This window comes from Actinoplanes sp. NPDC021490 (assembly GCF_055562135.1).
The window spans coordinates 255,544-269,256 of the sequence record NZ_JBVHFW010000016.1 but is presented as its reverse complement, the minus strand read 5'-3'; the positions used below and the strand labels follow the sequence as shown (position 1 = coordinate 269,256).

Below are 13,713 nucleotides of genomic sequence, written 5' to 3'. Positions count from 1 at the left end.
ACGGATACCGCCGTTCACGCTCCACCCCGACAGCATCACGGCGTTCCCGAAACGGGCAGGGACACGCCGTGCGACACCACTCTCAAACACTCACTTAGTTAAGTGAACGGGTAGGTGTAGCGCACCAGGCGATCGCCGCCGGTGAGATGGCAAGTGTTTTTTCGACGCAGCGCTCTTTGCTGCGGCGGAAAAACACCTGCCATCTCACCGGTTACAAGGCGATCGCCACGCGAAGCGAAGCGAAGCCAAAAAGACAGTTGCGCCTGTAGACCCCGTACCAAAGTCCTTGATCCGGTCCCCAAATCAAGCAACCCGAGAAACCGGAGCAGGCACCCCCGCCATCAACGCTCCAGCATCCCCCGCACTCAACGGCTTGGACATGAAGAACCCTTGCCCCAGCCGATACCCCATCTCCCGCAGCCGCTCCAGCTGAGCCTCACTCTCGATCCCCTCAGCCACCGCGCTCAGCTGTAAATACTCCGCAAGCTGAGCCACCGCGGCCGCCACCGCGAGCCGCCCCCGGTCCTCCCCGTCGGCGATGCCATCAACGAACGACTTGTCCAGTTTGAGGACGTCGACCGGGAACGCTCGCAGCAGGCTGAGCGACGACGACCCGGTGCCGAAGTCGTCCAGGGCCAGCCGTACGCCCATCTCGTGCAGCGCGTGCAGCGTCTCGCGCACCTGCCGGCCGTCGGCGACCGACGATTCGGTCACTTCGAGCACGAGGCTCTGCGGCAGCAGCCCGGTGTCGCTGAGCACGGCCGCGACCTCGTCGACGAAGCCGGATTCGCGCAGCTGCCGGACCGCCACGTTCACGTTGATCGCCTTGATCGCGCCGTCGCCGTGTTCGTGGCGCCAGCGGGCCAGCTGTTCGCAGGCCTCGCGCAGCACCCAGGATCCGAGCGGCACGATCAGCCCGGAGCGTTCGGCGACCGGGATGAAGTCGCCGGGTGAGACGAACCCGCGGGTCGGGTGTCTCCACCGCACCAGGGCTTCGGCGCCGTGGAGGCGGCCGGTGACGATGTCGAAGACCGGCTGGTACAGCAGGAACAGTTCGTGCCGGATGATCGCGTTGTGGAGTTCGCTGCCGAGGCGGGCGTGGTTGACGACGTCCTGGCGCATCCGCGGTTCGAAGCGGGTCCAGGCCGCCTTGCCGCCTTCCTTGGCCGCGTACATCGCGATGTCGGCGTTGCGCAGCACCTCGTCGGCGGAGTCGCCGGGGCCGGCGATGGCGACGCCCAGGCTGGCGTGGGCGAGCAGGTGGTGCTCGCCGACCCGGAACGGCTCGGCCAGGGCCATCAGTATGCGGGCGGCGGCCTCCTCGGCCGAGTCGATCTCCTCGACGTCGATGAGGACGGCGAATTCGTCGCCGCCGAGCCGGGCGGGCAGTTCGTGGGCCCCGCTGTTCTCGCGCAGCCGCCGCGCCACCTGGTAGAGCAGCTGGTCGCCGAGGGCCGGGCCCATGGTGTCGTTGACCGTCTTGAAGTCGTCGATGTCGATCAGCAGCACGGTGCAGGGTTTGTGGGCGGCGAGCCGTTCGGTGAGCACGGTGACGAACCGGGTGCGGTTGGCCAGGCCGGTCAGCGGGTCGGTCATGGCCAGCCGCTGCAGTTCGGCCTGCTGCTCGCGCAGGCCGGCCAGGACGTTCCGGTTCTCCCGCAGGCCCAGCAGCTGGCGGGCCACGACCAGGGCGGTGATCAGCACCGCGCCGACGATCAGGGTGCGCTCGCGGCCCTCCATCTGGCGGATCGAAACGACCGCGACGAGCGCGGCGGTTCCGAGGACGGCCAGGAACGGCAGGAATTCGTAGACCGAGCGGCGTGTGCGGGCCGGGGGTGCGGCGGCCGGCCGGCGCAGCATCGTCCGCTGCCGGTAGGCGGCGGCGCTGAACGAGAGCGCGACCAGCGGGCTGCCGATGACCGAGATGGCCAGGCGCAGGAAGTGGTTGCCGTCGATCAGCAGCACGGCCAGCACGACCGCGACGATCGGGGCGACGGTCAGCAGGCGCAGGGCGAGCGCGTCGATGGGGGCGTCGGGGCGGACCCCGGCCTTGCCGATGACCACCAGGCAGAGCAGGCCGGCCACGCCGACGGTGGCGGCCGCGATCCGGGTGGTCAGCTCGGTGGCCGGCGGCGCCGAGTTGAGGACGACGTAGTGGAAGACCAGCGTACCGGCGACGCCCACGGTGGCCAGGTCGAGCAGCACCCGGAGCCAGCCCAGCGTCGTACGGTCGCCCATCGGCAGGCGCAGGAAGGCCGACATCGTCCAGAACATGCCGGTCAGCATGGGCACGGCCACATACAGGGACATGCCGGCGTTGTTGTTGGCCAGCGCCAGCGCCGTGGTGCTGCTGATCAGCAGGATGACGGCGGCGTGCCCGAGCTGACGCCAGAACGCGCGCACCACCCGTGGCAGCACCACCATCGAGCCCAGGCGTTGCAGCGACCACGCCGCGACGGCCATGGCGATCGGGCTGCCGGCGTAGCCGGCCACAACGTCCTGGGGATCACGCACCGCCAGCCACACGGCGACCGCCAGGGTGGCGGCCGTCGCGACCAGCACGGGTACGAGCCCGCTACCCGCACGCCGGGCGGCGGGTCCCACGGGTTCAGTCATGCGGCGCGTCCTATGGCCTGAGTCGGTAGTCCCTACCGCCCTCCAGTCGGCCGCCGGACGCTGAATCTGAGCAGATCAGCCCTTCAGCGCGGCCCCCACCACGGCGCGTGCTTCCTCCTGGATGCGGGCCAGCTGATCGGGTCCGTGGAAGGACTCGGCGTAGATCTTGTAGACGTCCTCGGTGCCGGACGGGCGGGCGGCGAACCAGCCCGACTCGGTGGCGACCTTGAGCCCGCCGATCGCCGCGCCGTTGCCGGGGGCGGTGGTGAGCACGGCGGTGATCGGCTCGCCCGCGAGTTCCTTGGCGGTGACCTGCTCGGGCGAGAGACGGCCCAGGATCGCCTTCTCCTCGCGGGTGGCCGGTGCGTCGATCCGGGCGTACGCGGGCTCGCCGAACTTGGCCGTGAGGTCGCGATAGTGCTCGCTGGGGGTGCGCCCGGTGACGGCCAGGATCTCGGAGGCCAGCAGGTCGAGCAGGAGGCCGTCCTTGTCGGTGCTCCACGGGCCGCCGTCGCGGCGCAGGAACGAGCCGCCGGCGCTCTCTTCGCCGCCGAAGCCGATCGAGCCGTCGAGCAGGCCGGGCACGAACCACTTGAACCCCACCGGCACCTCGTCGAGGCGGCGGCCCAGGTCGGCGGCGACCCGGTCGATCATCGAGGAGGAGACCAGGGTCTTGCCGATCGCGGCCGCGGAGGGCCAGTCGGTGCGGTTGGCGAACAGGTAGTTGATCGCCACGGCCAGGTAGTGGTTGGGGTTCATCAGCCCGGCGTCGGGGGTGACGATGCCGTGCCGGTCGGCGTCCGCGTCGTTGCCGGTGGCCAGCTGGAAGCGGTCCTTCTGCTCGATCAGCGAGGCCATCGCGTACGGCGACGAGCAGTCCATCCGGATCTTGCCGTCCCAGTCGAGCGTCATGAAGCCGAAGGTGGGATCGACGTTGGGGTTGACCACGGTCAGGTCGAGCCCGTACCGCTCGGCGATCGCGCCCCAGTAGGCCACGCTGGCCCCGCCCAGCGGATCGGCCCCCACGCGCAGCCCGGCCGACCGGATGGCCTCAAGGTCGATCACGGCGGGAAGGTCTCCCACGTACGCGTCGAGGAAGTCGTAACCCGACACCGAGGACGACTCGCGGGCCCGGGCCGCCGGCACCCGGCGCACGTCCTTGAGCCCGGCCACGATCAGCGCGTTGGCCCGGTCCTGGATCCACTTGGTGGCGTCGGTGTCGGCCGGGCCGCCGTTGGGCGGGTTGTATTTGAAGCCACCGTCGTCGGGCGGGTTGTGCGACGGGGTCACGACCACGCCGTCGGCCAGGCCGGACGACTTGCCCCGGTTGTAGGTGAGGATCGCGTGCGACACGGCCGGGGTCGGGGTGTAGCCGTCGCGGCTGTCGATCAGCACGGTGACGTCGTTGGCCGCGAACACCTCGAGCGCGGTGATCATCGCGGGCTCGCTCAGCGCGTGCGTGTCCCGGCCGAGGTAGAGCGGGCCGTCGGTGCCCTGCGCCCGGCGGTATTCGACGATCGCCTGGCTGGTCGCCGCGATGTGGTCCTCGTTGAACGCGTTCTTGAGGCTGGAGCCGCGGTGACCGGAGGTGCCGAAGGTGACCCGCTCGCCGACCACCTCGGCGTCGGGCCGCTCGGTGTAGTAGCGCGAGACGACCCTGGGCACGTCGATCAGGTCGCGCGCCTCGGCGGGCTTGCCGGCGCGGGGGTTGACGGACATGGCGGCCTCCGATGTGAGCGTGGATCTGCCTAGGAGCGTATAGATATCCCATGCCCCCGGCAGCGGGTCGGTAAGCGGCTGTCCACGCGATGAAACCTTTCTGTCCCGGCTTCCCGGGATCGGGGTGACTTTCGGTCACCGATTGGGCAGAAGGTAGCCAGTTGTTTTCGAGACTGGAGGTCGCCGTGCATGTGTCCGTGGTGGGGAACGCGGATGACTCCGTAGTGGTCACTGTTCGCGGCAATCTCGACATCGACAGCGGGACGACCCTGACGACGACGCTCGACCAGGTGCTCGACCGGCCGGCCCCGCGCATCGTGGTCGACCTGTCCGGCATCGAGTTCTGTGATTCGACCGGGCTCAGTGCCCTCGTCATCGGGCACAACCGCGCGTCGGCGACCGGCGGCTGGCTGCGGCTGGCGGCGCCCGGCGACTTCCTGGGCCGGCTGCTCGACACGATCGGGCTGACGCCGCGGCTGGCGGTCTACCAGACGGTGGGTGACGCGCTGACCGGCCGGGACGCCGACTAATCTCGCGGGCGTGCTGATCCTGCTTCCGCCGTCCGAGGGCAAGACGCCCGCCGGCTCCGGTGACCCGGCCGACCCGGCCTCGCTGTGGCTGCCGGCCCTGACCACGGCGCGTAAGCGGGTGCTGTCCCGGCTGGTGTCGATGAGCAAGCGGACCAGTGCCCGCGCGATGGCCGACTCGCTGGCCGTGCTGGGCCTGTCGGCGGGGCAGGCGGGCGAGGTCGTCCGGAACGCGTCGCTGCACACGGCGGCCGCCGCTCCCGCCGCTTCGATCTACAGCGGGGTCCTGTACGAGGCCCTGGACGCGCACTCGCTGGCCCCGGCGGCCCGCGAATGGCTGGATTCGCGGGCGGTCGTGTTCTCCGGGCTGTGGGGCGTGGTGCGTCTCGACGACCGGATCCCGGCCTACCGGCTGTCGGTCGGGGTGACCCTGCCGGTGCTGGGCGGGCTCACCGCGTACTGGAAGAAGGCTCTGCCCGGGGCCCTGGATCCTCAGGCGGCCGGGCGGCCGGTGCTCGACCTGCGTTCGGGAGCCTACGGCGCGATGTGGAGCCCGCCCGCGGCCACGTCGGCCACCGTCCGGGTCCTGCACGAGCGGGTGGTCGACGGCGTGCCCAGGCGTTCGGTGGTGAGCCACTTCAACAAGGCGACCAAGGGCCGTCTCGTACGCTCCCTGGCCGAGGCCGCCGCCGCGCCGGGCTCGGTGGACGAGATCGTCACGGCGTTGCGCGACCTGAAGTACACCGTCGAGGAGCAGCCCGTTCCCGCGGGCCGCCCCCGTCAGCTGGACGTCGTGGTGGCCGACCTCTGAGTTACTGCGCGGCCAGAATGTCGACCACGAAGCGGAGGTCGCCCTGCTCGGCGCCGTAGGCCATGGCCGCGGGCACGTCGATCTGGAGGCGGCTGCCGACCTTCTGGCCGGGGATGCTCTTGTCCCAGCCCTGGATGACGCGGCCGGTGCCGATCGGGGTGCTGAACGGCTCGCCACGCTGCCACGACGAGTCGACCACCTGGCCGGTCTTGTAGCTGATCAGCACGTAGTTGGCGGTGACGGTCTGGCCGGCCTTGACGACCGGGCCGCGACCGGCCACCAGCGGGGTGACCTTCAGCTCGGTCAGCGTGCCGGTGCCGGGCTTGACCGTGGGCTCCTTGGACAGCTCGGGCGGCGTGTTGACCGGCGCGGGGGCACCGGCCGCGGGCTCGGAGGGAGCAGCCTCGGTGGGGACGGCCTCGGTCGGCACGGCCTCGGGTGCGGCCTCGGCCGACGCGGGGGCGGGCGCCGCGGCGGGCTGGTCGGGGTCGCCGCCGCGGACGGTGACGAAGACGGTCACCAGGACGGCGACCACGGCCACCCCGGCGACGGCGCCGGCGACGGCCTGGGTGCGGCGCTTCGCTCGGTCGCCGGTGATGGGTCGGGCGGTCTCGGTGCTCATATGTCTTCGACTCTCCTGTATCGGCGTCGGCCGGAAACTTCGGACACGGTACCTGTAGTGGTGACGAAGCCCATGGGAAACCTCGGCCGAACCGCTGAGGCGGATGATCGCCCATACGGTTGGTCACTGATTTCGCTCTACTCCGTCACGCATCGAAGTGCGATTGTTTGCACTCACGCACGTTTGTTCGCTCTGTGAAACACCCGTAACGCACTTGCAGGAGGGTCGGTTGCCGTCGACCGCGGATGGTCGCCGCCGAGGCCGGACCAGCCACCGCGCCGAGCCCCCCGGGCGACGCGACAAGTCCGGCCACGAGTGGAACGAGTACCTGTCGTCCGCCGCCGTGATCCTGGCCGGCGTGCTGGTCGTCATCGGCTTCGGGTTCATCGCCTCCCGCGGCCTGAGCAGCAGCGAGGAGGCGGCCCCGCCGCTCGATCCGCCCGCTCCGGCGCTCGGCGACGTGCGACTGCCCACGCCGGCCAGCCCCGGCCTCATCCCGCTGGGCAGCCCGACGCCCACCCCGTCCCGGACAACGCCGCCGCCGACGGTGAAGCCGCCCTCGCGCGACCAGCTCCGGATCGCCCAGGGTCCCGTACCGGGAAAGGTCGATCTGACGGAGGAAGGCGAGAGCGACTGGGTGCACTGGGGGCTCGACGGCACCTTCTCCCTGGAACGCGACAAGGGCGGCGAATTCCGCATCCTCGAGGGCGCTCCGACCGCGCCCCGGTTCCGGCACTCGCTGAGCCCGCAGACGTTCACGTGGACCGGCGGCGATCCGGTAGCCACCGCGGCCGGCACCCGCACCGGCATCCGTACGTGCGGCAAGGGCAACGGCTTCACGCTCACGGCGCCGGCCGGAACCACCCCGCGGATCCTCAAGCTCTATGTCGGGACCGTCTCCGCGCGCGGAAAGCTGACCGCGCGGCTGAGCACGGGTGACTCGACCGGCTCTACCGTTCTCGACAACCGCGGTGGCACGCTGCGTACCGCCGTGGTGACCGTGGCCTACCAGGCGCCGAGATCCGGCCAGGTGCGGCTGACGTGGACCACCGACACCGCGTACGGGAAAGGTTGCGCTGGGGTGGCCCTGGAAGCGGCGGCGCTTTCGTGAAGTGTTCTCATAGCACTCCAGCCGGGATCCGGCGGTAGTCAGGGATTCAGAGGGGTTGAGATGTTCGCGGGCTGGGGATCGTGGGTCGCCCGCTTCCGGTGGCCGGTGCTGTCCGTCGCGCTCGTCGCGGTGATCGGCGCGGGCATCTGGGGGCTCGGAGTTTTCGGCCAGCTCACCGAGGGCGGATATCAGGACCCGAACAGTGAGTCCTCGCAGGCCACCGAGGCTGTCGAGAAGGCGTTCGGCGCGCCGGGCGGCGATCTGGTGGTCCTCTACACGCCGGCCAAGGTCAAGATCGACGACGTCGAGCTCGGCAAGAAGATCCGCACCCGGCTCGCGCTGCTGCCCAAGTCGGCCGTCGCGGGCACCACGTCGTACTGGCAGACGAAGTCCTCGCAGTTCGCGGCCAAGGACAAGTCCAGCGGCATCGCGATCGTCACGCTCCAGGGCGACGACGACGGGGCCAAGCTCGACGCGTTCCGCGAGATCGACGACAAACTCGCCGTCGAGGGCACGAAGGTGCAGCTCTCGGGCGCGGTCGTGCTGTCCGACGCCACCTCCACCCGCTCCACCGAAGACCTGGCCAAGGCCGAGATCATCTCGCTGCCGATCACGCTGATCCTGCTGCTGTTCCTGTTCGGCTCGCTGGTGGCCGCCTCGCTGCCCGTGCTCGTCGGCGGGGCCGCGGTGCTCGGCTCGCTGGGCATCCTGCACGCGGTGGCCGGGGTGCACGAGGTCAACTCGTTCGCGGTCAACGTGGCCAGCCTGCTCGGCCTGGGCATGGCGATCGACTACGGCCTGTTCATGGTCGGCCGCTTCCGCGAGGAACAGGCCTCCGGACGGACCCCCGCCGACGCCGTACGCCGCACGGTCGCGACCGCCGGACGCACGGTCGTCTTCTCGGCCACGCTGCTGATGATCGCGCTCGGCGGTCTGCTGCTGTTCCCGCAGGGCTTCCTCAAGTCCCTCGCGTACGGGGGTCTGGCCGCCGTCGGGCTGGCCGCGGTGCTGTCGCTGACCCTGCTGCCGGCGATGCTCGCGGTGCTCGGCCCGCGCGTCGACAAGCTGCCCATCCGCCTGCCCGGCCGCAAGGAGGTCGCGCCCGAGCAGTCGCTGTGGGGCCGTGTCGCCGCCGCCGTGCTGCGCCGCCCGGTCCTGTTCGCGCTGCCGATCCTGGCCGGTCTGCTGGTGCTGGCCGCGCCGATCAGCGGTGTCCGGTTCGGCGAGGCCGACGAGCGTACGCTGCCCGCCGGCGACCCGGCCCGGGTGGCGATCGAGACGCTGAAGGCCGGTTATCCGCAGTTCACCGGCGACGGCCTGCCGATCGTGCTGCGCGGCGACGCCGACACCTCCGCGTTCGCCGTGACGCTCCGCCAGATCGACGGCATCGCCCAGCTCGGCCCGGCCCAGCGCGCCGGCGACGTCACCGTCTTCAACGCGACGCTCGACTCGACCGACCCGTTCAGCGTGGAGGCCCGGCAGGTCGTCGACGACATCCGGTCGCTGCCCGTGCCCAACGGCGCCGAACTGCTGGTCGGCGGGACCACGGCCCGCAACGTCGACAGCCTCTCGGCCACCGCGGCCAAGCTGCCGTGGATGGTCGGCATGCTGGTCGGGGCCACCCTGATCCTGATGTTCCTGGCCTTCGGCTCGATCCTGCTGCCGATCAAGGCCGTGGTGATGAGCGCGCTCAGCCTCAGCGCCACCTTCGGCATCCTGGTCTGGATCTTCCAGGACGGCCACGGCGCGAGTTGGCTGGGCGTGACCCCGGCCCCGCTCGAGGCGGGCATCGTCGTGCTGATGGCGGCCGTCGTGTTCGGCCTGTCCACCGACTACGAGGTGTTCCTGCTCTCGCGCATGGTCGAGGCCCGTGCACACGGCGCCTCCACGAACGAGGCGGTGACCGTCGGCCTGGCCCGCACCGGCCGGGTCATCAGCGCGGCCGCGCTGCTGCTCATCGTGGTGACCGGGGCGTTCGCGCTGTCGTCGGTGACGACCATGCGGTTCGTGGGTATCGGCATGATCGTGGCCCTGTTCCTGGACGCCACCGTGGTCCGGATGCTGCTCGTCCCGGCCGTCCTCGGGCTGCTCGGCAACGCCGCGTGGTGGGCCCCGGGCCCGCTGAAGCGCTTGCAGGAGCGGGCCGGGCTGGCCGAGCACGCGGGCGAGGAAACGCCGGCATTGCCTGCCGGACGGCACGCGGCCGGCGAGGCTACGGCGGTGCTGGCCTTGCCGCCCGGGCCGTCGGCGGCAAAGAGGGCCGACTGGGACCGCGAGGCGGCCGGCGTGATGCTGTTGCCCCCGGGCATGATGGCGCAGGCGCTGTCGTCCCGGGAGGTCGCCACCCAGGTCATCCCGCGCGTGACCGACAAGCCCGCGGTGGCCGACGACGACGTGGTCGACGCCGAGATCATCGAGGACGAGCCGGAGGGGAAGGCCGCCGGGGAATCGGGCGGCCCGAAGGCCGGCGACGGGGATGACGAGGTTGTCGAGGGCGAGACCGTGGAGGATGACGGCTCGGGTGGTTCGCTCTCCTCCTCCGATGGCCTGGTGAAGGTCGAGTCGGAGCCGGGCACGAAGCCCGAGGCCGAATCGGCCGCCGTCGCGAGCGCAGCGGTCGTGGGCGCCTCGGCAAGCGCACCGGTGGTGGGCGCCGCCGCGGACAAGCCTTCCGGGGCGGACGAGCCTTTCGCCGCGAGCAGTGCTTTCGTCGCCGACGAGCCTTTCACCGCGGACAAGCCTCCTGCAGCGGACAAGCTTTCCGGGGCGGACGAGCCATCCGTAGCGGACAAGCTTTCCGGAGCGGACGAGCCATCCGTAGCGGAGCCGTCTTTGGCGGACAAGTCTTCCGTCGCGGAGAACGTTCCTCTTGCGGACGAGCACTCCGCCTCGGTGGAGGACGAGGCCGCCGCCGGAACGTCGTCCGTCCCCATGGCGAACGCGAAGTTGAATGCGACCAGCCAGCCCACTTCTCCATCTCCTTCCAACTCCTCTGACATCTCCGACATATCCGAAATGTCGGAGAGTGGGCTGGGAGTGCGGGGCTTGGGAACGGGCAGTGCGGCGCCGGTGGCCAATGTCCAGGCTGATCAGCCGGTCGCGCCGCAAAGTGCCACGTCGATCACCAACGAAGTCAGCACCGCCGCGGCTAGCGAGCCCGTGGCACCTAGCAGTGAGACTGCCGAGCCGGTTGTAGCGAGCGCAGAGACTGCCAAGCCGGGTGCAGGAAGCGCCGACACCACCGAGCCAGTTGCCGCGGAGGCCGAGACCACCGAACCGGCCGCTGCCAAGGCCGAGACCCCCGAGCCAGTTGCCGCGAACGCCGACACCACCGAACCGGTTGCCACCAAGGCCGAGACCACCGAACCGGTCACCGCGAACGCCGACACCACCGAACCGGTTGCCACCAAGGCCGACACCACCGAACCGGTTGCCACCAAGGCCGAGACTGCCGAACCGGTTGTCACGAAGGCCGCGGCCACTCCGCCGGCTACCGCTGACGTCGACGTCACCGAGCCGGTCGCCGCTGAGGCTGAAACCGCCGAGCCGGCTGCCAACGCCACCCAGCCGGCTTCCCCATACGCCGGCACCAGTCAGCCGACCGCCGAGCCGATTGCCGGAGACTTCGCCGCCAGCCCGTCGGCTTCCGGGGAAGTCGACACCAGCGCGGAGGCCGCAGCGGACGCCATCTGGGCCCGGCACCGCGAGCCGGCCTCGGTTCCGGTCTGGCGGTGGGACGACGCGTCGGGCGATGAGACCGTTGACGCGGAGCTGGTCGAGGACGAGCCCGATCCGCCTCTGGCCGCGGCGGCGCTCAATCTGCCGGTTCCTTACTATCCCGAGCCGGGGGTCTACCGGTCGGAGTCGGTCAGCAAGTACACCGATTACTCCGCTCCGGACGACTTCTTCTTCGCGCCCTCGTCGGCTGGGACGTTTGCCAGCTCGCTGCAGCTGCCGGCCGAGCCTTCGGAACCGCCGGTGCCCTATTTCGGCGACCGCCCGGACTTCGAGCGCACCCACAATGCGGCGCTGCCCGAGCTCGATCTGACGCGCAGCTTCGACGCGCCGGACCTGGAGGCGACCGCGATCTTCGAGGCGCCCAACCGGGAGGCCGTACGGGCCTTCGAGTCGCCGGATCCGGAGACCTCGGGCGTGATCGTCACTCCGGAGGCCGACCCGGTCACGCCGCCGGAGGCTGAGCCCGATCCGGTGGCCGACGTCGCTACGCCGGAGGTCGACGACGAGGATCCCGCCGTCACGCGCAGCTTCGACGCGCCCGACCTCGACGCCACCCGCAAGCTTCAGCTGCCGGAACTCGAGTCGACCCGCCGCATGCCCGCGCCCGACATCGCCCGGGCCCGGCGTCTCGGATCCACGTCCCCGGCCGAAGACCCGAAGCCGGCAGCCGAGCCGAAGCCGACGTCCGGGGTGACGCGGCCGTCCGAGGTGACCCGGCCGTTCGAGACGAAGAAGCCGTCCGTGCCGGTCGTCCCGGCGGCACCCGCCGTGCCGGTCGCGTCGGCCGAACCGGTCGCCGAGCCGCTGCCGAAGCGTCCCGTGCCCGCCGCGGAGCCACCCGCGTCGCTGATCGAGCCGCCCACCACTGGCAGTGGCACGGCGAACCGTCTCTCCGACCTGTTCCCGGCGCGGCGCACGACCGAGCCCGACGAGACCCCGGCCCGGCGCCGCCTGACGATCTTCGACGAGCCCGCGCCGATGCCCGAGGATCCGGGTCCGGCCCCGTACGACAAGCCGCTCCCCCAGCGCCAGGTCACTGAGCCGCTCCCTCGGCGCCAGGTCAGCGAGCCGCTGCCGCAGCGCCGAGCGGCCGAGCCGCTTCCGACGCGACAGCCGGCGGCCTTCGAGCAGCCGATCGCCAAGCCGCCGGTCAGCGAACCGCTCCCGGCGCGCCAAGTGGCCGAGCCGCTTCCGACTCGCCGGCCGGAGCCGGTGGACGAGCCGTCACCGCTGCTTCGCCCGGCCCTGCGCGGCGATCAGCCGTATGCGGTCCGCCCGGCACCGCCGACGCCACCGATCACCCCGGCAGCGGCTCCGCCGGTCACTCCCGCGCCGGTCACGCCGCCAAGCCCCGCGCCGGTCACGCCGCCAACCCCTGCGCCGGTCACGCCCGCGGTTCCGGCGCAGCGCCGACCGGCCGATCTCGGTGACCACCTGCGCACCACCCGCCCGGCCGACCTGGGTGACCACCTGCGCGAGTCCCGCCCGGCCGACCTGGCCCAATACACCCGCCGCCCGACCGCCGAGCGCAAGCGCCCGGAGAGCCTGGCCGAGCACAAGCCGGCCCGCCGGCCCGCGACGCTGGCCGACCAGACCCCGGCCCCGCGCCGCAAGCCGGACGACGAGAAACCCGCCGAGTAGCCGCCTGCCGGACGACGAGAAACCCGGACGAACAGCGCTCGCCGGACGGCACGGAACCCGCCGAGTAGCTGCCTGCCGGACGACGAGAAACCGGGCACGAACAGCCGCTCGCCGGACGGCACGGAACCCGGCCGGACAGCGGCTCAGCGGAAGACGAGCCCGCCGCCGACCTCGAGCACCTGGCCGGTGAGCGCGCCCGACCCCTCCGAGACCAAAAGGCGTACGGCGGCCACCACGTCCTCGGGCACGAGCGCCCGCGGCACGGCCTGCGCGGCCACGATCGGCGCGTGGGCCTGCTCGTCGCGGCCGCCCGCGAGTTCGGCCTCGCCCTCGGTGCGGATGGCGCCGGGTGACAGCGCGTTGACGGTGACGCCGGACGGGCCGAGCGCGCGGGCCAGCGAGCGGGTGAGGCCGATCAGGGCGGCCTTGCTCGACACGTACGCGGGACCGGACGGGCCGCCCAGCCGCACGGTCGGCGAGACGACGTTGATGATGCGGCCCCAGCCCCGCTCGGCCATGCCGGTGCTCAGCGTCTGGGCCAGCAGCATCGGCGCGGTGACGTTGACCGCGAACGTCTGCTGCCACTCGGCCAGCGACATCCCGGCGAAGTCGGCGTTGGACGCCCGGGCCGCGTTGTTGACCAGCACGTCGATCGGGCCGGCCTGGTCGGCCAGGATGCGTACGGCGCCCGGGTCGGCCAGGTCGGCGTCGAGCAGGGTGACTGCGGCGCCGAGGTCTCGGCAGAGGTGCGCGACCCGTTCGGCCTCGTCGGCGGCGGCCAGGTGATGCAGCACGAGCTCACAGCCGGGACGGGCGAGCCCGACGGCGATGGCCGCCCCGATGCCGCGCCGCGCCCCGGTGATCAGAATCCGCTGGCCCATGCCGGTCAGCCTAAGCGGTGGATCGCGAAAGGGGACGTGGCCGAGCG

At 71.5% G+C, this 13,713-nt stretch carries 8 protein-coding genes; 4 read left to right on the top strand and 4 right to left on the bottom strand.

Annotation, left to right across the window (positions count from 1 at the left end):
- Positions 1 to 303: 303 nt before the first annotated feature.
- Both ACZ3I4_RS35000 and pgm read right to left on the bottom strand, forming a co-directional pair.
- Positions 304 to 2,616, bottom strand: a complete 2,313-nt coding sequence (locus tag ACZ3I4_RS35000) for a putative bifunctional diguanylate cyclase/phosphodiesterase (RefSeq protein ID WP_465386370.1) — start codon at positions 2,614 to 2,616, stop codon at positions 304 to 306.
- 75 nt (positions 2,617 to 2,691) lie between these two features.
- Positions 2,692 to 4,335: a phosphoglucomutase (alpha-D-glucose-1,6-bisphosphate-dependent) gene (gene pgm / locus ACZ3I4_RS34995; RefSeq protein WP_465386369.1), complete on the bottom strand. Its 1,644-nt coding sequence runs from the start codon at positions 4,333 to 4,335 to the stop codon at positions 2,692 to 2,694.
- A 161-nt stretch (positions 4,336 to 4,496) separates the two neighbouring features.
- Between pgm and ACZ3I4_RS34990 the strand changes: the two genes are divergently transcribed.
- Both ACZ3I4_RS34990 and yaaA read left to right on the top strand, forming a co-directional pair.
- Positions 4,497 to 4,865 carry an STAS domain-containing protein gene (locus ACZ3I4_RS34990; protein ID WP_465386368.1) on the top strand — a complete coding sequence of 123 codons (369 nt, stop codon included), beginning with the start codon at positions 4,497 to 4,499 and terminating at the stop codon, positions 4,863 to 4,865.
- Positions 4,866 to 4,875: 10 nt separating this feature from the next.
- Positions 4,876 to 5,673, top strand: a complete 798-nt coding sequence (gene yaaA, locus ACZ3I4_RS34985) for a peroxide stress protein YaaA (protein WP_465386367.1) — start codon at positions 4,876 to 4,878, stop codon at positions 5,671 to 5,673.
- A 1-nt stretch (position 5,674) separates the two neighbouring features.
- Here the strand turns inward: yaaA and ACZ3I4_RS34980 are convergent, their stop codons facing one another.
- Positions 5,675 to 6,295 (bottom strand): FKBP-type peptidyl-prolyl cis-trans isomerase, encoded by a 621-nt coding sequence (locus tag ACZ3I4_RS34980; protein WP_465386366.1) that lies wholly within the window; start codon positions 6,293 to 6,295, stop codon positions 5,675 to 5,677.
- A gap of 229 nt (positions 6,296 to 6,524) precedes the next feature.
- Between ACZ3I4_RS34980 and ACZ3I4_RS34975 the strand changes: the two genes are divergently transcribed.
- Positions 6,525 to 7,406 (top strand): hypothetical protein, encoded by an 882-nt coding sequence (locus tag ACZ3I4_RS34975; protein WP_465386365.1) that lies wholly within the window; start codon positions 6,525 to 6,527, stop codon positions 7,404 to 7,406.
- 60 nt (positions 7,407 to 7,466) lie between these two features.
- Positions 7,467 to 12,785: an MMPL family transporter gene (locus tag ACZ3I4_RS34970; protein ID WP_465386364.1), complete on the top strand. Its 5,319-nt coding sequence runs from the start codon at positions 7,467 to 7,469 to the stop codon at positions 12,783 to 12,785.
- 143 nt (positions 12,786 to 12,928) lie between these two features.
- On the opposite strand, the gene ACZ3I4_RS34965 is transcribed toward ACZ3I4_RS34970, so the two are convergent.
- Positions 12,929 to 13,666, bottom strand: coding sequence for an SDR family NAD(P)-dependent oxidoreductase (locus ACZ3I4_RS34965; RefSeq protein ID WP_465386363.1), 738 nt, complete (start codon positions 13,664 to 13,666; stop codon positions 12,929 to 12,931).
- Between the last annotated feature and the right edge of the window lie 47 nt (positions 13,667 to 13,713).

Excerpts from the sequence above, each read along its gene's own strand:
- ACZ3I4_RS35000 (WP_465386370.1), bottom strand. The coding sequence starts at position 2,616 with ATGACTGAACCCGTGGGACCCGCCGCCCGGCGTGCGGGTAGCGGGCTC.
- ACZ3I4_RS34965 (WP_465386363.1), bottom strand. The coding sequence starts at position 13,666 with ATGGGCCAGCGGATTCTGATCACCGGGGCGCGGCGCGGCATCGGGGCG.
- ACZ3I4_RS34970 (WP_465386364.1), top strand. The coding sequence starts at position 7,467 with ATGTTCGCGGGCTGGGGATCGTGGGTCGCCCGCTTCCGGTGGCCGGTG.
- ACZ3I4_RS34980 (WP_465386366.1), bottom strand. The coding sequence starts at position 6,295 with ATGAGCACCGAGACCGCCCGACCCATCACCGGCGACCGAGCGAAGCGC.
- pgm (WP_465386369.1), bottom strand. The coding sequence starts at position 4,335 with ATGTCCGTCAACCCCCGCGCCGGCAAGCCCGCCGAGGCGCGCGACCTG.